Origin of the sequence: Microbacterium telephonicum (genome assembly GCF_003651225.1) — a bacterium.
GTDB lineage: Bacteria > Actinomycetota > Actinomycetes > Actinomycetales > Microbacteriaceae > Microbacterium > Microbacterium telephonicum.
Genome location: NZ_RCDB01000001.1, coordinates 878,730 through 897,265, shown reverse-complemented (window position 1 = coordinate 897,265; position 18,536 = coordinate 878,730). Strand labels below are relative to the sequence as shown.

Annotated in this window: 17 protein-coding genes; 3 read left to right on the top strand and 14 right to left on the bottom strand. The window is 71.4% G+C overall.

Translation table 11 applies throughout. The annotated features are described in order from the left end of the window. Positions 1–20: 20 nt before the first annotated feature. From C7474_RS04385 to C7474_RS04355, 7 genes are all read right to left on the bottom strand, one after another. Positions 21–449: a molybdenum cofactor biosynthesis protein MoaE gene (locus tag C7474_RS04385; RefSeq protein WP_121057697.1), complete on the bottom strand. Its 429-nt coding sequence runs from the start codon at positions 447–449 to the stop codon at positions 21–23. A 13-nt stretch (positions 450–462) separates the two neighbouring features. Further along, positions 463–948, bottom strand: coding sequence for a MogA/MoaB family molybdenum cofactor biosynthesis protein (locus C7474_RS04380; protein WP_121057696.1), 486 nt, complete (start codon positions 946–948; stop codon positions 463–465). Further along, complete coding sequence (locus C7474_RS04375; protein WP_121057695.1) at positions 945–1,562, bottom strand: GNAT family N-acetyltransferase; 618 nt, start codon at positions 1,560–1,562, stop codon at positions 945–947. The genes C7474_RS04380 and C7474_RS04375 overlap by 4 nt, the downstream gene beginning before the upstream one ends. A 147-nt stretch (positions 1,563–1,709) precedes the next feature. Continuing rightward, positions 1,710–3,254: an SDR family oxidoreductase gene (locus tag C7474_RS04370; RefSeq protein WP_121057694.1), complete on the bottom strand. Its 1,545-nt coding sequence runs from the start codon at positions 3,252–3,254 to the stop codon at positions 1,710–1,712. Between the two features lie 89 nt (positions 3,255–3,343). Next, entirely contained in the window at positions 3,344–5,200 is a 1,857-nt protein-coding gene (locus C7474_RS04365) for a helicase HerA-like domain-containing protein (RefSeq protein WP_121057693.1), read from the bottom strand. A gap of 74 nt (positions 5,201–5,274) precedes the next feature. Then, positions 5,275–5,949, bottom strand: coding sequence for a phosphatase PAP2 family protein (locus C7474_RS04360; protein ID WP_121057692.1), 675 nt, complete (start codon positions 5,947–5,949; stop codon positions 5,275–5,277). Positions 5,950–6,030: 81 nt separating this feature from the next. Then, positions 6,031–7,356, bottom strand: coding sequence for a multidrug effflux MFS transporter (locus C7474_RS04355; RefSeq protein ID WP_121057691.1), 1,326 nt, complete (start codon positions 7,354–7,356; stop codon positions 6,031–6,033). A 183-nt stretch (positions 7,357–7,539) separates the two neighbouring features. On the opposite strand from C7474_RS04355, the gene C7474_RS04350 reads away from it, so the two are divergent. Together C7474_RS04350 and C7474_RS04345 are read left to right on the top strand one after the other, a co-directional pair. After that, a complete protein-coding gene (locus tag C7474_RS04350; RefSeq protein WP_121057690.1) occupies positions 7,540–8,250 on the top strand; it encodes a DUF3105 domain-containing protein in 711 nt (236 codons plus the stop codon). Continuing rightward, positions 8,247–8,924: a DUF305 domain-containing protein gene (locus C7474_RS04345; protein ID WP_121057689.1), complete on the top strand. Its 678-nt coding sequence runs from the start codon at positions 8,247–8,249 to the stop codon at positions 8,922–8,924. The genes C7474_RS04350 and C7474_RS04345 overlap by 4 nt, the downstream gene beginning before the upstream one ends. A gap of 97 nt (positions 8,925–9,021) precedes the next feature. Here the strand turns inward: C7474_RS04345 and C7474_RS14990 are convergent, their stop codons facing one another. From C7474_RS14990 to C7474_RS04330, 4 genes are all read right to left on the bottom strand, one after another. Beyond that, entirely contained in the window at positions 9,022–9,180 is a 159-nt protein-coding gene (locus tag C7474_RS14990; RefSeq protein WP_158597300.1) for a hypothetical protein, read from the bottom strand. A gap of 82 nt (positions 9,181–9,262) precedes the next feature. Further along, positions 9,263–10,219 (bottom strand): carbohydrate ABC transporter permease, encoded by a 957-nt coding sequence (locus C7474_RS04340; protein ID WP_121057688.1) that lies wholly within the window; start codon positions 10,217–10,219, stop codon positions 9,263–9,265. Next, positions 10,219–11,358: a carbohydrate ABC transporter permease gene (locus tag C7474_RS04335; RefSeq protein ID WP_241965090.1), complete on the bottom strand. Its 1,140-nt coding sequence runs from the start codon at positions 11,356–11,358 to the stop codon at positions 10,219–10,221. Before C7474_RS04335 ends, C7474_RS04340 begins: the two co-directional genes overlap by 1 nt. 99 nt (positions 11,359–11,457) lie before the next feature. Beyond that, positions 11,458–12,792, bottom strand: coding sequence for an ABC transporter substrate-binding protein (locus tag C7474_RS04330; RefSeq protein WP_121057687.1), 1,335 nt, complete (start codon positions 12,790–12,792; stop codon positions 11,458–11,460). Between the two features lie 229 nt (positions 12,793–13,021). Here C7474_RS04330 and C7474_RS04325 point away from each other — a divergent pair, with 229 nt between their 5' ends. Beyond that, the gene (locus C7474_RS04325) at positions 13,022–14,023 is read left to right on the top strand and encodes a LacI family DNA-binding transcriptional regulator (protein WP_121057686.1); all 1,002 of its coding nucleotides are present in this window, start codon (positions 13,022–13,024) and stop codon (positions 14,021–14,023) included. Between the two features lie 30 nt (positions 14,024–14,053). On the opposite strand, the gene C7474_RS04320 is transcribed toward C7474_RS04325, so the two are convergent. The 3 genes from C7474_RS04320 to C7474_RS04310 all read right to left on the bottom strand — a co-directional run bounded on the left by C7474_RS04320 (position 14,054) and on the right by C7474_RS04310 (position 18,500). Beyond that, a complete protein-coding gene (locus tag C7474_RS04320) occupies positions 14,054–15,169 on the bottom strand; it encodes a Gfo/Idh/MocA family protein (protein WP_158597299.1) in 1,116 nt (371 codons plus the stop codon). Continuing rightward, positions 15,166–17,022, bottom strand: a complete 1,857-nt coding sequence (locus tag C7474_RS14985; RefSeq protein ID WP_241965089.1) for a DUF6807 family protein — start codon at positions 17,020–17,022, stop codon at positions 15,166–15,168. Before C7474_RS14985 ends, C7474_RS04320 begins: the two co-directional genes overlap by 4 nt. Before the next feature lie 143 nt (positions 17,023–17,165). Further along, on the bottom strand, positions 17,166–18,500 hold the full coding sequence (locus tag C7474_RS04310) for an ABC transporter substrate-binding protein (protein WP_121057684.1): 1,335 nt from the start codon (positions 18,498–18,500) through the stop codon (positions 17,166–17,168). Between the last annotated feature and the right edge of the window lie 36 nt (positions 18,501–18,536).

The following is an 18,536-nucleotide window of genomic DNA, read 5'->3' as shown; positions in this document are numbered from 1 at the left end:
CGCGACGGTGCGGACCGGGATCAGCCGCCGATGCCCTTCCACGCGGCCGTACCGTCGGCGGCGTGCTGACGCTTCCACACCGGCAGCTCGCGCTTGACCGTCTCGATGAGGTCGCGGCAGATGGTGAACGCCTCGTCGCGGTGGGCCGTGCCGACCGCGATGACGACGGCCGCCTCCCCCACCTCGAGACGGCCCACGCGGTGGCTGATCGCCACGACGGCCGCCGCCTCGCCGATCGTGGACAGGGCGATGTCGTGCAGGGTCGCCTCGGCGTCGGGATGCGCGGAGTACTCCAGCGCGACGACGGATGCCGCGGCATCCGGGTCGTGGTCGCGCACGGTGCCGACGAAGCTCGTCACCGCGCCGACGCCGGGCCCCTCCACGGCGGCGAGGTGGGCGGCGACATCGAGTGGCTCCGCGCTGATCCGGGCGATCCGCACCTCGCGCATCAGTGGCCTCCCATCAGTGGTCTGCACCGTCGAGCTGGTCGAGCACGTGGCCGGCGACGGCGACGACCAGCGGCATCCCGTCGGTGACCCCGCCGGTCGAGCCGGGCAGGTTGACGATCAGCGCGGCCCCGGCGACGCCGGCGATCCCCCGCGACAGCAGCGCCACGGGTTTGGCCGCGGCTCCGCGGCGGCGCAGCTCCTCGGCGATGCCGGGCAGCTCCCGCTCGAGCACCCGCCGGGTCCCCTCCGGGGTGCGGTCACGGGGCGCCACCCCGGTGCCGCCGGTCGTGACGATCACGCGCGCGCCGGAGGCGAGCGCCTCCCGCAGCGCCGACTCGACCGCATCCGCGCCGTCGGCGACGATCGCGGCATCCGCGCAGGCGAATCCGGCCCCGCGGAGCGCGGCGACGGCGAGGGGTCCGCTGCGGTCCTCGCGCAGGCCCGCGGCGCTGCGATCGGACACGGTGACGACCGCGGCGCGCACCGATGCGGTGCTCACGTCGGCGCGCCGTCGTCGAGGGTTATCCCCAGGGCGACGACGCCGTCGTCGGAGGGCAGCCGGGTGAAGCCGAGGCGCTCGTAGAACGCGACCGCGGCGGTGTTGCGGGCGTCGGCGACGAGGTGCACGCCGGGCACCCCGTCACGGCGCAGCGCGTCGGTGAGCGTGTCGATGAGGCGACGCCCCCACCCCTGTCCCTGCAGCTGCGGCAGCAGATCGATGTGCAGGTGCGCCGGGTGTGTCGCGGCGTACGGGTCGGGGGTCTCACCGCGACCGTGGCCGATGCCGACGATGACGTCCTGCCGCTGCGTGGAGCCGGCATCCGGACGCGGCCAGCGCGCGTCGAAGCGCGGCCACCACTGCGCCGCGAACCAGGCGTTGAAGGCGTCGGTGTCGGGCACGCCGAGCACGTAGCCGAGCGGCACGTCGTCGTCGCCCGCGACCACGAACGCGTACTCCGGATGGCGCGCCGCGTACGGCAGGGCGAACAGCTCGGCCCACAGGTCGTCGTCGGCGAGCACTCCCGTCGCGTCGGCGCCGGCGTCGGCGGTGCGCAGGCAGATGTCGGCGAGCGCGGGCTCGTCGCCAGGACGGAAGGGGCGGATCTCAGGCACGCCCCATTCTCTCGCGTCCGCGCGCCCCGCGCCGCGCCCGCATAGCGGCCGCCGCCGAACCCTCGGTCCTGAGCCGAACCCTTCGCTTCAGGGCGACCCAGGACCGAGGGTTCGGCCCGAAGCCGAGGGTTCGGCGGCGAGCGACCCTCAGGCGGCCGGGTCGGCCTCGGCGGCGGCGGTGATCCGGTTGGCCATGCCGCGGAAGATGAAGCCGTGGAAGGGCAGCACGGCGAGCCAGTACAGCCGCCCGGCGAGCCCGCTCGGGAAGAACACGGCCCGCTGCTCGTAGCGGGCACCAGCGCCCTCAGGGGCGCAGCGCAGGTCGAGCCAGGCCAGTCCCGGCACCTTCATCTCGGCGCGCAGCCGCAGCAGCGACCCCGGCTCGACGCTCTCGACCCGCCAGAAGTCGATCGCGTCGCCGGGCGCGATGCGCGTGCGGCTGCGGCGGCCGCGACGCAGGCCCACACCGCCGACGAGCCGGTCCATCCAGCCGCGCGCCGCCCACAGCAGCGGCGACGAGTACCAGCCGTTCTCGCCGCCGATTCCCGCGATGACCTCCCACAGCCGGTCCGCGGATGCGGTCGTCTGCGCCGTGCGCAGGTCGGTGAACACGGTGCGGCCCGCCCAGTCCGGGTCGCTCGGGAGCGGGTCGGACGGCACACCGCTGACCTCGGCATCGAGCCAGCTCGTCTCGACCTCGTCGGCGCGCACGCGGCCGAGGGCGAGGGCGACCGCGCGTCGGTACGGCGTCAGTCCGCCCTCGGGCGGCGGCACGAGCGCGTCGATGTCGTGCTCGTGGGCGACGCACTCGTGCTGCAGCGAGGCGATGAGCGGCCGGGCGATCGACCGCGGCACCGGGGTGACGAGATTCACCCAGTGCGACGCGAGGCCCGGTGTCAGCACCGGCAGCGCCGCGATCGCACGCTGCGGCAGCCCCGCCTCGACGGCGTAGCCGTTCATCATCTGTCCGTAGCGCAGCACGTCGGGTCCGCCGATGTCGAACGTGCGGTTCGGTGCCGGCTCGATCCGCGCCGCGCCGAGCAGGTAGTGCAGCACGTCGCGCACGGCGATCGGCTGGATGCGGTTGCGCACCCATTTCGGCGCGGGCATGTACGGCAGCACGTCGGTGAGGTGGCGGATCATCTCGAACGACGCCGACCCCGACCCGATCACGACGCCCGCCTGCAGCACGGTCGTCGGCACGCCGCTGCGCAGGAACTCCTCACCCACGGCGACCCGCGAGCGCAAGTGGGGGCTGAGCTCCTCCCCCTCCGGATGCAGGCCCGACAGGTACACGACCCGGCCGACGGATGCCGCGGCCGCCGCACCGGCGACGGCGCGCGCGGCGGCGAGGTCGGCGTCCTCGAAGTCCCTGCCGCCGCCCATCGAGTGGATGAGGTAGTACAGCACGTCGACGTCCGGGACGGCGTCGGCGAGCGCGGCGGTGTCGGTCGCCGACCCCGCGACGACCTCGACGTCGTCGCCCCACGTGAATGCGCCCAGTCGTGTCGGGTCGCGCACGAGCACGCGCACGCGGTAGCCGGCGGCGAGCAGGCGCGGCACCAGGCGTCCGCCGACGTAGCCCGTGCCGCCGAGCACGAGGGCGCGCGGCGCCGTGCCGTCGGCGCGCGGGGAGGCCCGCAGCGCGGGCTCCCGCCCGGTGGGGGCGGACAGCGGTGACGTGTCGGTCATGCCCGCAACGCTACGCCGCGCGCCCGCCCGCGCCCAGGTGGTTGCATCCGAGCCCCGGCGCGGCTACGGGCTCCCGCCGAACGCGCGGGTCAGCGGCGGCCGGTGCCGAAGACCCCGCGGATGACGGACGTCAGGATCGACTGCGTCGCCTTCGAGTTCAGCACCTGCTCGAGCGGGCTCTTCGTGCTCGCCCGGCTCGTGCGGGTGCGTCCCGAGGTCGCCTTCATCAGCCGGTCGTACTCCTTCTGCCGTGCCTTCTCGGCTGCCTCGGCCTGCGTGCGCACCGCGGCCTGCTGCTTCGCGTACTCCGCGTCGACCTTCGCCTGCTCGGCAGCCGCATCCGCCGCTTCCTCCGCCGCGGCGGCCGCGTTCATTTTGGCGGTGAGGATCTCCCGCGCCGACTCCCGATCGACCGGGGTGCCGTAGCGGGGCAGCAGGGCGGATGCCGCCACGGCGGCGTCGATGGCCGCATCCGGGGTCGGCGACATGAGACCCTGCGGCGCGCGCAGGCGCGTCCAGGCGACGGGCGTCGGCGAGCCGCGTTCGCTCATGACGGTGACGATCGCCTCGCCGGTGCCGAGCTCCTGCAGGGTGCGCTCGAGGTCGTACCCGCTCTTCGGGTAGGTGCCGACCGTGGCGCGCAGCGCCTTCGCGTCGTCGGGCGTGAACGCACGGAGCGCGTGCTGCACCCGCGAGCCGAGCTGCGCGAGAACGTCGGAGGGCACGTCCTTCGGCGTCTGCGTGACGAAGAACACGCCGACGCCCTTCGAGCGGATGAGGCGGACGGTCTGCACGATCGCGGCGAGGAAGTCCTTCGACGCGTCGCGGAACAGCAGGTGCGCCTCGTCGAAGAAGAACACGAGCTTCGGCTTGTCGGGGTCGCCCACCTCGGGGAGCATCTCGAAAAGCTCCGCGAGCAGGTACATGAGGAAGGTCGAGAACAGGGCCGGCTTGTCGGCGATGCCCGGCACCTCCAGCAGACTCACGATGCCCCGACCGTCGGATGCCGTCCGCAGGAAGTCGGCGACCTCGAACTCGGGTTCACCGAAGAACACGTCGGCGCCGCCGTCGGCGAACGTGATGAGCTCGCGCAGGATCACCCCGGCGGTGGCCGCCGACAGGCCGCCGAGCTCTTTCAGTTCCGCCTTCCCGTCGTCGCTCGTGAGGTAGGTGAGCACGGCGCGCAGATCCGACAGGTCGACGAGGGCGAGGCCATGCGCGTCGGCGTAGTGGAACACGAGGCCGAGGCTGGATTCCTGCGTCGCGTTCAGCCCCAGCACCTTGCTCAGCAGCAGCGGCCCGAACCCCGACACGGTCGCCCGCACCGGCACGCCCTTGCCGATGCCGCCGAGCGCGAAGTACTCGACCGCGGATGCCGCCGGCATCCAGTCCTGTCCGATCGCCGCGGTGCGGGCGAGCAGCTTTTCGCTCGAGGCGCCGGGAGTCGCCATCCCCGACAGGTCGCCCTTGATGTCGGCCGCGAACACGGGGACGCCGGCGGCGGCGATCTGCTCGGCGAGTCCCTGCAGAGTGCGGGTCTTGCCCGTTCCCGTCGCGCCGGCGACCAGGCCGTGGCGGTTCAGCATCCCGAGCGGGATCCGCACCTGCGCGGAGGCGTCGGGCTCGCCGTTCATGAGCGCCCCGAGGTCGAGGGTGGCGCCCTCGAACGTGTAGCCCGCGCGGACGGCCGCGACCTCGTCGGCGTCCAGCGGCGCGGGGGGCGCGGCCGAAGCGGTGGGGGCGTCGACCACCGGTGCCGCCGGGGTGGATGCCGGCACCGCAGGGGCGTCCGCCGCCCGCGCCGTCGCCGCGGCCGCCTCGGCTGCGGCGAGCGCGGCCTTGGCCTGCACGAGCTTCAGAGCAGCCTCGGCGGCCTCCGCCTCGGCGCGCAGGCGGGCGAGCTCCGCTTCGGCAACAGCAGGATCGGTCGGCTCTCCGGCGCTCATGCGCGTCAGCCTAGCCAGCCGTCGCCGAGATCACACGAGATGCTGCCCGGACGGCATCCCGGCAGCGTTCTGCGTCATCTCGCGGATGCTGCCGCGAACCCCAGCGGGCGCGTCCACTCGCGTTGCAGCGGGAGACCGTAGGCGGCGGCGACGAGAAGTGCGACGCCCGCGCCGATGATCGCGCCGCCGACGGTGTCGGTCAACCAGTGGGCGTGCACCTGCGTGCGGCTGAACCCCATGAGCAAGACCCAGCCGAAGCCGACGATCGCCACCCACAGGCGCGGGAACACGATGACGGCCACGACCGCGAGAGTGGCCGCGTTGGCGGTGTGCCCCGACGGGAACGACCCGTGGTCCGAGATGACGAGCATCTCCTCCGGCCGTACCCGCCCGAAGATCGCCTTGAGCACCTGCACCGTGCCGGCGCTGACCGCGGTCGCGGTGAGGAAGTACAGCGCACCCCACGGACGTCGTACGAGCACGAGCAGCAGCGCCCCGCCGAGCGGCACGAGGTAGGTCGCGATCACCCCCGCGCCCACGACGTTCATGACCATCGACAGCGGCAGCAGACCGGGGGCGAACGAGCCGACGAACGTGTTCCACACCTGGTCGGCGTCGAGCAGGTCGGTGTCGCCCGCCTCGAGCACGACGCCCAGCACGACGCCCACGAGAAGCAGCACCGCGCCGACCACGGCCCACCGCAGCGCGACGGTGACTTCGAGGTCGGTGTGGCGCGGGGCGGACGTCATCCGGTCATTCTGCCCGATCCGCCCCGACGCCGCGGGAGCGCAACAGTCCACCGCATCCGTACCGCGCGGCTCCGGGAGCGATCACGGGGCGAGGCGCTCCACCGTGCGCGGGCGCACGACGAACCACAGGGACAGCACCGCGATCACCGCGCAGCCGGCCATGACGGCGGCCATCGTGGTCGCCGTGATGCCGGATTCCTGCGAGACCCAGCCGACGACGGGGTTGACGATGCCGGCGACGCCGAAGTTGCACGCGCCGATGAGGGAGGCCGCCGTGCCGGCCGCCTTGCCGTGACGGTCGAGGGCGAGCACCTGCACGCACGGGAACGTGAACCCGCACGCCGTGATGAACACGAACAGCGGCACGATCGTGCCCCACAGGCCCAGTCCCAGCTGGTCGGTGACGACGATCGCGGTGGCCGCGACGACGAGCGTCGCGGTCGAGAACGCCATGACCCACTGCGGACCGAAACGTGCGGCCAGCCGCGAGGCGGTCTGCACGCCGAGCACGACGCCGAGCGAGTTGACCGCGAACAGCACGCCGTACTCCTGCGCGCTGAACCCGTACGACTCCTGGAACAGGAACGACGAGCTCGACAGGTACGAGAACAATCCCGAGAACGTCATGCCCCCGATGATGAGCACACCGATGAAGACACGGTCCGACAGCACGTTCTTGTAGCGCTGCAGCACCGTCGTGGTGCCCTTCTCCTGCCGGCGCTCGCGCGGCAGCGTCTCGGGCACGAACACGATCGCCGAGACGAGCATGACCGCGCCGTAGACGGCGAGCACGACGAAGATGCCGCGCCACGGCATGACCACAAGCAGCGCCGAGCCGACGAGCGGGGCGAGCACGGGGGCGACGCCCGACACGAGCGCCAGCCGGCTGAGCATGACGACGAGGCGACGTCCGCCGAAGAGGTCGCGGACGATCGCCATCGCCACGACGCCACCGGCCGCGGCACCGATGCCCATGAGCACGCGGGCGATGCTCAGCAGCAGCAGGTCGGGGGCGAGGGCCGCGCCGATGCTCGCGGCGACGTGCAGCGCCGTGACCGCCAGCAGCGGCACGCGACGGCCGACCTTGTCGCTGAGCGGGCCGACGATCAGCTGCCCGAGGGCGAAGCCGATCATCGTGCCCGTGAGGGTCAGCTGGATCGCGGCGGCGGTGGTCTGGAAGTCCTCCTGCAGCAGCGGGAACGCGGGCAGGTACAGGTCGATCGTGAACGGTCCGAGCGCCGTGAGCGCGCCGAGCAGGATGATGTACAGCACGCGCCGGCGGGCGGGGATCGCGTCGCCCGGGTGCAGCACGATCGGCGCTGTGGCCGGGTTCCCACCGAGGGTGCGGATGGCGCCCGTGGCGGTGCGGGAAGTGTCGGGAAGACGGATGGAGGCAGTGTCGCGCACGATGTCCAGACGTGGTGGGGAGGGTGCCGAGAGAGCCGGCGAGAGGGGCCCGAAACGATTCGAGGGCCACCAAGATCATAGCGTCCTCCCAGCCGGCGGACCCATTCAGATGCATGCGCGCACCTACCCTGGAAAGGCCGCATCCCTTCACGCGGCCCGCACCGAGAGCCGAGATCACTCACCATGACCCCGACTTCCCCCGGCAAGCGCACGAGCGGGAATCCCGCGACGCAGGCCGAGATCACCCTCACCGTCAAGCAGCAGCGCGAGCGTCAGAAGCAGGAGAAGCTCGCCGAGTACCAACGCCAGCTCGCCAAGCGCCGCCGCGGCAAGCTCATGTGGTGGATCGTCGGCTCCACCGCCGCGATCGTCGTCATCGGCCTCGTGGTCGCCTCGATCGTGCTGACGCCGCGCGCGGCGAGTTACACGGCGCAGAACAGCACGGGAGCCGAGATCGAGGGGGTCGAGACGTTCACGAACGAGACGACCCACGTCGAGGGCACCGTCGACTACGCCCAGACCCCGCCCGCGGGCGGCCCGCACAACCAGTACTGGCTCAACTGCGGCGTGTATGACCAGCCGCAGACGAACGAGAACGCCGTCCACTCCCTCGAGCACGGCGCGATCTGGGTCACGTACGACGCGGATGCCGTCTCCGCCGATGAGCTCGCCGAGCTGAAGACGCATCTGCCGAGCTCGTACGTCGTCCTCTCGCCCTACGAGGGCCTGCCGAGCCCGATCGTGCTGAGCGGCTGGAACGCGCAGCTGCAGCTCGACGACGCCTCCGACACCCGCATCCCCGAGTTCTTCGAGGAATACTGGCGCAGCCAGAACGTGCCCGAGCCGAACGCGACCTGCAGCGGCGCGATCGACGGGCCCGGCAAGCAGTCGTGACCGCCGCGGACGAGGCCCCCGCGCAGCCCCGTGGCCGCGCACTGCCCCCGTGGTGGGCGGTGCTGCTGGTGGCCGTCGGGGTGGTGGGGGTCGCGTTCGCGATCGGCCGGTTCTCGACGTTCGCGCAGACCCCCGCGACCCCGCTCAGCACGTCGGCGGAGGCCGGGTTCGCCCGCGACATGCAGGTGCACCACGCGCAGGCGGTCGAGATGGCGATGCAGGTGTACCGCACGACCGACGACCCCCGCATCCGGGTGCTCGCCTACGACATCGCCACGACCCAGTCCGCCCAGAAGGGCGAGTTCTACGACTGGCTCGTGAAGTGGGGGCTGCCGCAGGCCGGTGGCCCGCTGATGTCGTGGATGAGCGGAACCGAGCATGCCCATGGCGGCGCCGGGACGACGCCGTCCGAGGACGAGCTGATGACCGAGATGGGCATGGCGTCGTCGGCCGAGCTCGCCGAACTCGCGAGCACGACCGGGACGCCCGGCGACTGCCTGTTCCTCGGTCTCATGATCCGCCACCACGAGGGCGCGATCCCGATGGCGCAGGCGCTACTCGACCTCGGCTCCGAGCCGCGCGCCCTGGCCGTGGCAAGCGGCGTCATCGCGACCCAGTCCGCCGAGATCGACCTCATGCGCTCGCTGCAGACGCAGCTCTCCTGCACCCCCTGACCCGCGCGTCGAGTCGTCGAGACCCCGCCCCGCGCGTCGAGACCGCCGTTGTGGACGCGGGTCTCGGCGCGCAGAGCGGGTCTCGACGCGGATGCGGTCAGCCGACGTGGTGGACGGGCCGGAAGACCGGTTCGCCGCTCGTGTCGCCGCGATAGGCGCCGACCTCGCCGGCCGCGACGCGCTCGGCGACCTCCGCCGAGGTCAGACCCGTATCGGGGTCGGTCTGCGCCGACGGGGCGGCATCCGTCTGCTCCATGCGCTCAGACTAGGGGCACGGCGACGGCGGGCGGGGCGTCACACCCCACCCGCCGCCGGCATCGTCGGTCAGCCCGCGCGGGTCACCCCTTCGTCGATCCCGCCAGCAGGCCTCGGACGAAGAAGCGCTGCAGCGACAGGAACACGATCAGCGGCACGATGAGCGCGATGAACGCTCCGGCGGTGAGCAGGTACCAGTCCTGGCCTCGGCTTCCCGTCATCTCGGCGAGCAGCTTCGTGATCGGCGCGACGTTGCCGTCGGCGAAGATGAGCGCGACGAGCAGGTCGTTCCACACCCACAGGAACTGGAAGATCGCGACCGAGGCGATCGCCGGGGCGGTCAGCGGCAGGATGATCCGGAAGAAGATCTGACCATGGCCCGCGCCGTCCACCCGCGCCGCCTCGATGACGTCGGCGGGGATCTCGGAGACGAAGTTGTGCAGCAGGTAGATCACCAGCGGCAGGCCGAAGATCGTGTGCGCGATCCACACCTGCGCGTACCCCGCCGAACCGAACGGCTCGACGACGGGGAAGCCGAAGATCGTCCCCTGCGAAAACAGCTGCAGCAGTGGGATGAGCGCCATCTGGATCGGAACGATCTGCAGCGCGAACACCCCGATGAAGAGTATGTTCTTGCCCTTGAAGTCGATCCAGGCGAACGCGTAGGCGGCCAGCAGCGCGACCGAGATCGGCAGCACGACGGCCGGGATCGTGATGGTGATCGAGTTGATGAAGGCGCCCGCCATGTCGAGCTGGCTGTTGCCGGTCTGCAGGGCCGTCGCGTAGTTGTCGAGCGTGAAGCCCCAGTTCTGGAAGATCGTCCACCAGCCCGTGGTGTTGATCAGGTCCGGCGGGCGGAACGACGTGAGGAACAGACCGAAGGTCGGCACGGTCCAGACGGCGGCGATGACGAGGGCGGCGGCGGTGGCCCACCGCGAGGTGAGGCGCTTCTTCGTGTTCGCCATCATCTTCTTCTCGCCGCGCTTGCTGCGGCGGGCCGACTGGTCGTCGACGGCGAGTGCTGCGGGTGCGACGGTCATCAGCGGACCTCCCTCTGCTTCTTCAGCTGCACGGCGTTGTAGATGACGATCGGCATGACCAGCACGAACAGGATCAGGGCGAACGCCGCCGAGCGCCCCGCCTCGAAGCTGCGGAACTGCGTGTACATCTCGTTGGCGAGAACCGACGAGTTGTTCGCACCGGCGGTCATCGTGCGCACGATGTCGAACACCTTGAGCGATCCGATCGAGATCGTCGTGAGCACGACGATGAGTGCGGGGCGGATACCGGGGACGACGACGTTCATGAACCGCTGCCACGCGTTGGTCCCGTCGAGCTCCGCGGCCTCGAGCTGCTCGGTCGGCACGCCCTTGATCGCCGCCGACAGCACGACCATCGCGAAACCGGTCTGGATCCAGATGAACACGACGATGAGCCACAGCGTGTTCCACGGGTCGTCGGCGAGGAAGTTGTACGGGTCGCCGCCGAACCACACGATCACCTGGTTGAGGAAGCCGATCTGGCCGACCTCCTCGGGGCGGGCCGTGTACATGAAGCGCCAGATGATCGAGGCGCCGACGAACGAGATCGCCATCGGCATGAACACCAGGATCTTGTAGTACTTCTCGCCGCGGGTCTTGTCGATGAAGTAGGCGTACGCGAGACCGGCGATCGTCGAGACGATGGGGGCCACGAGCACCCAGATGATCGTGTTGACGATGACGCGCACGTTGGAGGGCTGCGTGAAGATCCACGCGAAGTTGTCGAAGCCGACGAACTCGGTGCCGCGGGAGTTCATGAACGCCTGGAAGATCGTCTGGATCGTCGGCACGACCAGACCGATCAGCAGGAGCGCCAGGGCCGGGGTGAGGAACCCGATGAGCTGGAACATCGACCCGGCGCCGCCCTTGGCGCGCTTGTCGAGGAAGAAGAACAGCAGGCCGAGCACACCGGCGGCGATGGCCGCCTCGAGCCACGAACCCAGCACGATGAACACGAGCGCGGGCCCGACGACGCAGGCCGCGAGTCGGATCCACGTGTAGACCTTGCCCTCGCGGGGCGCGATCTCGATGAAGAAGAGGATGAGGCCGACGACCGCGAGGAAGAGAGCGACGATGACGACGATCTCCAGGAACGGGTTGAGGGTCGCCAGCCAGACGAAGAAGCTCTGGATGGTCATGCACGGGCCTTTCGAGTGCTGCGGTGGACTCGGATGCGGCGCGGCCGCAGTGGGGGAAGCGGGGCCGTCCGGATCGGACGGCCCCGCTTCACGACGAGGTCAGCTGGAAGGCCAGCCGGCTTCGATCTGGCTGAGCACGGTGTCGGTCGGTGTGCCGTTGACCCAGTCGATCATGCCCTTGAAGAACGATCCCGCACCCACGGCGCCCGGCATGAGGTCGGAGGCGTCGAAGCGGAACGTCGTGGTGTCGGCCTGCAGGATGCGGATGGCTTCCTTCAGGATGTTGCTCGACGCGTTCTCGGGGTCGAGGCCCTTGTTGGCGCTGATGACGCCGCCGAGGGCGACGCGGGAGTTGGCCCAGTCGGCGCTGGAGAGGTACTCCTGCACCTTCTGCGTCGACTCGGAGTCGTCGAAGGCCGCCACGATCTCGCCACCACCGGTGACGACGTCGCCGCTGCTCTCACCGCCCGCCTCGTAGGGGGGCATGAGGAAGGCCCAGATGTCGCCATCTTCGGCGACGTCGCCGCCGGCATCCGTGATGAAGCCGTCGTAGAACGAGGCCTGGTGGTGCAGCGAGCACTGGCCGTTGACGAGTGCCGTGGCCGGGTCGCCGAACGGCGTGGTCACGATCGAGGCGACGTCACCGAAGCCGGCGTTGACCATCGCCGGGTCGAGGGCGATCTTGCCGAACTCGTCGAACGCGCTCTTGATGGCCGGGTCGGTGAAGGGCACCTCGTTGGCGACCCACTGGTCGTAGACCTCGGTGCCGGACTGGCGCAGCACGATGTCTTCGATCCAGTCGGTGCCCGGCCAGCCGGTGGCCGCATCCGAGCCGAAGCCGATGCACCACGGAGCAGTGCCGGCGTCGGCCTGCATCTTCGCGGAGAGGTCGAGCAGGCCCTGCCAGTCGGTGGGGACCTCGTAGCCCTTCTCGGCGAACATCGACGGCGAGTACCAGATCCATCCCTTGACGCTGGCCATCAGCGGCGCACCGTAGAGGGTGCCGTCGACCGTCGCGTAGTTGGCCCAGTCCTCGGTCCAGCCCTCCTCGACGTTCTTCTGGACGGCTTCCGGGGCGGGCTTGAGGTAGCCGCGGTTGGCGATGTCGGCCATGAGTCCGGGCTGCGGGAAGATCGCGAGGTCGGGCGCGTTGCCTCCCTGCGCCCGCACCGAGATCTGCGCCTCGAACTCCTTCGACGACTCGTACTGGATGTCGATGCCGTTCTCGTCCTCCCAGTCCTTCCAGGACTGCTCGAGGAGTTCGGCCTCGGTGTCGGCGATCGTGCCGTAGACGGTGACGACGTTGTCGTCGGATCCGCCGCTGGCGCCGCCGCCACCGGTCGACCCCGGTCCGCCGCTGCATCCGGCCAGCGCGATCCCGGCTGCGCCGATCAGGGCGATGGGCGCGATGACGCGCCGCGTGGACATCCGCATGTGAATCCTCCTCGTTGAGTGCTCGGGCGTTCCTGATGCACGTGGCTCCCCGGGTAGGGAACCGATTCCACACCCACGGTAGGGGACTCTCGGAAAACACACAAGATCCGGCCTGTCACGACGGGATAACGGCCTTCAGCGGCCATGAGAGCGCACCCACGACCCCGGAAGCGGTTCCACATTCAGCGGCCCGCTCGGGTATCCTGTGGTGCACTCGAAGAGGAGGAGCATGGCGGGCATCGCAGATGTCGCCGCGCGTGCGGGTGTCTCGAAGGCGACCGCCAGCCGCGCGCTGACCGGCACGGGATACGTCTCGGATGCCACCCGTTCGCGCGTGCGCGAAGCCGCCGAGGAGCTCGGCTACGTCCCCTCCACGAGCGCCGTCAGCCTTGCGACCGGCCGCACCAAGAACGTCGGCGTCGTCATGCCCTACCTCAACCGGTGGTTCTTCGCCGAAGTGCTCGAGGGTATCCAGGAGTCGCTGCTCGCGAAGGGGCTCGACCTGACGCTCTACGACGCGCGACCGGGCACCGTGGGACGCCGGCGGATCTTCGACGACTTCCTCGCACGCAAGAGGTTCGACGGCCTCATCGCGGTGGGCCTCGAGCCCGAAGACCACGAGCTCGAGCAGCTCACCCGCATCGGTCGCCCGATCGTCAGCGTCGTGGGCACAGGGGAATCGACGAGCGTCGTCGCGATCGACGACGACCACGCCGCCCGCCGCGCCACCGAGCACCTCATCGGGCTCGGCCACACGCGCATCGCGTTCATCGGCGGCGCCGGTCCGCACTGGGCGTTCGTCGACCGGCAGCGGCTCGACGGCTACCGGTCGGCGATGACGGCGGCGGGGCTGGCGGCGGAGATCCGGCACGTCGCGGCGGACGTGAGCCTGCCCGGCGGTTATGCGGCGGCATCCGATCTGCTCGGAGACGCGCAGGCCCGCCCCACCGCCATCGTCGGCGTGTGCGACGAGGTGGCCGTCGGCGCCATCATCGCCGCCAGGCGCCAGGGCATCCAGGTGCCCGGCACGCTGAGCGTCGTCGGCATCGACGACCACGAATACGCCGAGATGTTCTCGCTCACGACGCTGCGGCAGGTGCCGCGCGAGCAGGGCGCGGCCGCCGTCGCGACGCTGCTGGCCGAGATCGACGACCCGGAGCGGCCGCGCACCTTCCTGCACACCCGCGCGCGGCTGATCGTGCGCACCTCCACCGCCGTGCCCGACCGCTGACACACGGGGCGGGCACGGGCGCGGGCGTCGTCAGCTCAGCCCGGAGCCGAACTCACGGAACAGCATCCCGTCCCAGGCGGCACGCTCGACGGCGTCCGCGACACCCGGGACCACACGGAACCGCTCGCCGGCGCGCTCCACCGCGGTGTATCCCGTGATCCGGGTGGGCGCGGGCGAGGAGACGATCGCCTCGAGCACCCGCGTGAAGGCGCCGGTGCGCGTGAGCGGCACCCGCAGCGGCGTGCCGTCGGCGACATGCGCCACGAGGTCGTCGAGCACACCGATGCGCGCGAAGTGGAACGTGCGCGGCAGGGCGGCGCCGGCGGCGAAGACCTGCAGCACATCGAGCGTGTAGTGGTAGACGAGGTGGCCGCGCTCACCGCGGACGAGCACGTACGGCTCGTGTCGCGCCTCCCCCGAGGTCGTGAGGGCCGCGACCACGTCGGGCCCGTCCGCCAGACGGATGCGCAGCGACGACGTGTCGTCGGTCTCGATGTCGTTGACACGCCGCAGATCGGTCTCGACGTCGACGACGTCGCCCGGGGCGGCGGCACCGGCGATCGCGAGGGCGGTCGCGATCGCGTGCGCGAGCGGATTGGTGGCGACCCCGTCGGCCACCACCTGCCCGTCGAGCTCGCGTCGCCCCGACCAGCGGGCACGGCGCCAATACTCCTCCGAGCGCGTCCACACGCCCACGGCCGCGATGTGGCGGATGCCGCCGAGCGACGCGGCCGCCTCGATCGCGGCGTCGACCCCGTCGCCGGCCAGCGACTGGAAGCCGACCTGCACGGCACGGCCGACGCGCGCCGACGCAGCCAGGAGGCGGTCGTGGTCGACGACGGAGACCACCGGGGGCTTCTCGAGCAGCACATGGGCACCGGCGGCGAGCGCCGCCTCGGCGAGGCCGGCATGGGTCGGGATGGGGGTGCAGAGCACGACGACGTCGAGGCCGCCGGCGGCGATCATCTCCTCGGCCGCGGCGTGGCTGCGCACGTCGGGCGGCACCTCCCCCGGCCCGCGCGGGTCGGCGACGGCCACGACGCGTGCGCGCCCCTGCGCCTGCAGGGCGAGGGCGGCCTCGACATGGCTGCGACCGTGACCGTGCACGCCGGCGAGGCCGATGCGCACCGGATCGGCGCCGCTCACAGGCCCGTCCGCGCGCGCAGGTCGGGCAGCACGGCCTCGACCGCCGCCGCATCGGCGAGGGGACGGTCCAGCACGAACGCGCCGAGCTCGAGGTCCAGCGATCCGCCCTCGGGAAGACGGCGCGGACTGTCCCACGCGATCGCGGGACCGGCGCCGAGGTATTCCGCGAAGCGGACGAACCAGGGCAGCGGCTCCCGCGCCTGGTGCAGGATGACCGTCGTCTCCCGTTCGGGGAAGGCGAACGCGACCCAGGGTGTCGCCGCGCCGTGCACGGCCTTCTCGGTGTCGCCTGCCGGGCTGAACACCCGCGCGATGTCGGGCGCGAACCGCCAGAAAATGCCGCCGTAGCCCGCGCCGGGGCGTCCGTTGCTGGCCGGCGATCCGAACGTGATGGCATCGAGGGTCGCCTTGAGGTGGCTGCGCCAGCTCAGCGCCCATCCGCCCTCGAAGGCGGCGGTGCGGATCTCGCGCACCTCCACGAGCTGGGTCGTGCCGTGGTGGTCGACCCAGCTGAGCCGCTCGTGCAGCGTGTGATCGTCGATGCGCAGGTCGTCGCGCCGCTGGCGGCCGTGGTTGGGCACCATGATCGACCCCTCGCCGCGGACGAACGTGCGCCCGCCCCAGTACGACGTGCCGTTGACGTCGGCGATCGCGAGGCTGACCCCGAGGTGGTGCGGATGGTCGGTGGGACCGGTCGTCGTCAGCGGCGTGCCGGCGCGCGAGACGACGGCATCCAGGTAGGGACGCGGCGAGAGCACGGAGTCGACGGCCGTGCCGTCCTGGTAGTGGGCGACGACGGTCGAGCCCAGGCGCAGCACGGGGCGTGCAGGGCCGAGCCAGCCGCTGGCCACCGGCGACGGTCCGGTGCTGTCGCGCGCGATGATGGTGGGCCGGTAGAAGAGTCCGGATGCCGGATCGTGCCCGTCGAGCAGGTCGCGCAGCCGCAGCCACGCCTGCCGTCCGATCTCGGTGCGCGGCACCGCCATCGATGTGAGCGGCGGCGCCGCGAAGCGCGCCTGCGGGATGTCGTCGATGCCGGCGAGCGAGAGCTGGTCGGGCACGGCGACGCCGACTTCGCGCAGCCGCGACATGACCCCCAGCGCGACGAGGTCGTTGAAGGCGATCGCCGCCGTCGCCCCGGTCTCGACGACGGTGTCGGCGGCGTCGTAGCCGGCCTCCATCGACGAGCCCGCCGTGATGGTGAGCAGCTCGACGTCGGGGTGGGCGCGGGTGAACTCGGCGAGCCCCTGCAGACGCAACTGGTTGGCGTAGCTGCCGGCCGGTCCCCCGATGTAGACGATGCGCGTGTGCCCGAAGCCCACGAGGTGCTCGCCGAGCTCGCGCGCCGCCGCGGCGTAGTCGACGGCGAGCTGGCCGGTGCCCGAGGGGAGCACGGCGCGGTTGACCACGACCACCGGAGCGGCGCGGCGCACGATGTCTTCGAGCTCGGCATCCGGCATGCGCGGGGAGACCAGCACGAGCGCGTCACCCTTCGTGCGCGCCTCGAGGGCGACGTCGGCCTCGACGTCGACCGTCTCGGCGGTGTCGGCCACGAGCACCCGGTAGCCGTCGCGGGCGGCGGCGACCGTGAGCCCCTTGAGCACGCCCTGGAACATCGGGTTCTCGAGGTCGGGGACGATCAGCGCGATGGTCTGGCTGCGTCCGCGCACGAGGCTGCGGGCGGTCTCGCTCGGCGAGTAGTCGAGCTCGGCGACGGCGCGGTTGACCTTCGCGACGATCGCGGGGTCGACCGTCGAGACGCCGTTGAGCACGCGCGACACGGAGGCCTGCGACACGCCGGCGTGCCGGGCGACCTGCGCCATCGTGATGGGGCGGGACGTGGTCAGTGCCAACGGTGTTCTCCTTTCGCGGGAGGGATGGGTGGGGCTCGCGGCGGGTGTGCCGCGCGGGACCGGACCCCTCATCACTTCGGCCCGGTCCCGCGGGTCGTGGGGACGCTGCGGGCGGCGGTCGGGTTCCGCCACCCCGCGTCCGGCTAGATGGCCGCGTCGTCGAGGGCGCGCTGCAGCTCCTCGATGAAGCTGGCCGCGGCCTCCTCCGGGGTCAGTTCGCCGAACAGCACCTGCTGCGTGTGCTGGTCGATGATCGTCTCGATCGCGCCGCCGCCCGGGGGCGTGGCCGGCGGGGCGTCGCCGACGCGCTCGCTGATCGAGTCGAGGAAGGCCACGACCTCCTGGTTGGTCTCGTCGAGCTTGGGCGTGATGTACTCGCGGATCTTGTCGTTGGCGGGCACACCGCGCTCGGCGAGCAGCAGGTCGGCGGCTTCCTCGCTGTTGGCGAGGAAGTCGAGGAACAGCGCGACCTCGCCGGGGTGCTCGGTCTTGGCCGAGGCCGACCAGAACATCGAGGGCTTGTAGTACGCGGACGCGTCGGCGCCCTCGTCGGGCGTGGGGATCCGCAGCGGGACGAGGTTCTGACCGCTCGCCGAGCGGAGCGCGGCGACCTGGTTGGACCACCACGGGCCGAAGGCCGACTGGTTGGTGGCCGTGAACGACTCCGCGAGGCCCGCCGACTCGCGCTCGATCGTCGCCGAGGGGTCGGGGGTGCCGCCGGCCTCGGTCGTGTCGAGCAGGAACTGCCAGAAGCCCGCGAGCGTGTCCTCGGTCGCCGCGACCTCCGGCGACCCGTCGGCGGCGTAGAGCGACTCGCCGTGCTGGCGGAGCCAGTTGTTGAGTCCGCCGTCTTCGAAGCCCCACGACTGCGAGCCGATCGTCGCACCGCCTGAGGCCGTCGTGATCTCCTCCGACAGCTTCGCGAAGTCGTCCCACGACCAGGTCTCGTCGTCGGGCGCCTCGATGCCGAGACTCTCGAGCAGGTCGAGGTTGGCCATGATCGTGTACGTGTTGATGCCGACCGGGATGCCGTACTGCGTGCCGTCGAGGGCACCGGTGCCGAGCGTGCCCTCCGGGAAGTCTCCCGTCGGGAGCGCCTCGCCGAGGCTGCCGAGGTCGAGCAGCACACCGTTGGCGGCGTAGGTCGACAGCTGCTTCTCGTCCATCTGGATGATGTCGGGGGTGTCCCCCGCCGCCACGGTGGTCGACAGCTTGTCCCAGTAGCCGGCCCAGTCGGTGAACTGCGGCTCGATGGTGATGTTCTCGTGTTCGGCCTCGAAGGCGTCGATGAGCTGCTGGGTGATCTCGTGGCGCACGTCGTTGCCCCACCAGGTGAAGCTCAGTGTCACGGGCTCGGTGGACAGCGTCGGGCCGGTGCTCTCGGGCGTCGACGAGCCGCCGCACGCCGTCAGCGCGAGCATCGTCGCTGCGCCGGCGGCCGTGAACGTCAACCAGCGTCGTGCGGGTGTGGTTCGCATGTCTTGCATCCTTTCGACCGGAGTCGGGTTTCGGTG

Coding starts and splice junctions, on each gene's coding strand:
- C7474_RS04335 (WP_241965090.1), bottom strand. CDS start 11,358: ATGACCATCCAGAGCTTCTTCGTCTGGCTGGCGACCCTCAACCCGTTC.
- C7474_RS04350 (WP_121057690.1), top strand. CDS start 7,540: ATGACCCCGACTTCCCCCGGCAAGCGCACGAGCGGGAATCCCGCGACG.
- C7474_RS04365 (WP_121057693.1), bottom strand. CDS start 5,200: ATGAGCGCCGGAGAGCCGACCGATCCTGCTGTTGCCGAAGCGGAGCTC.
- C7474_RS04385 (WP_121057697.1), bottom strand. CDS start 449: ATGCGCGAGGTGCGGATCGCCCGGATCAGCGCGGAGCCACTCGATGTC.
- C7474_RS14990 (WP_158597300.1), bottom strand. CDS start 9,180: ATGGAGCAGACGGATGCCGCCCCGTCGGCGCAGACCGACCCCGATACG.
- C7474_RS04340 (WP_121057688.1), bottom strand. CDS start 10,219: ATGACCGTCGCACCCGCAGCACTCGCCGTCGACGACCAGTCGGCCCGC.
- C7474_RS04325 (WP_121057686.1), top strand. CDS start 13,022: ATGGCGGGCATCGCAGATGTCGCCGCGCGTGCGGGTGTCTCGAAGGCG.
- C7474_RS04330 (WP_121057687.1), bottom strand. CDS start 12,792: ATGCGGATGTCCACGCGGCGCGTCATCGCGCCCATCGCCCTGATCGGC.
- C7474_RS04360 (WP_121057692.1), bottom strand. CDS start 5,949: ATGACGTCCGCCCCGCGCCACACCGACCTCGAAGTCACCGTCGCGCTG.
- C7474_RS04370 (WP_121057694.1), bottom strand. CDS start 3,254: ATGACCGACACGTCACCGCTGTCCGCCCCCACCGGGCGGGAGCCCGCG.
- C7474_RS04310 (WP_121057684.1), bottom strand. CDS start 18,500: ATGCGAACCACACCCGCACGACGCTGGTTGACGTTCACGGCCGCCGGC.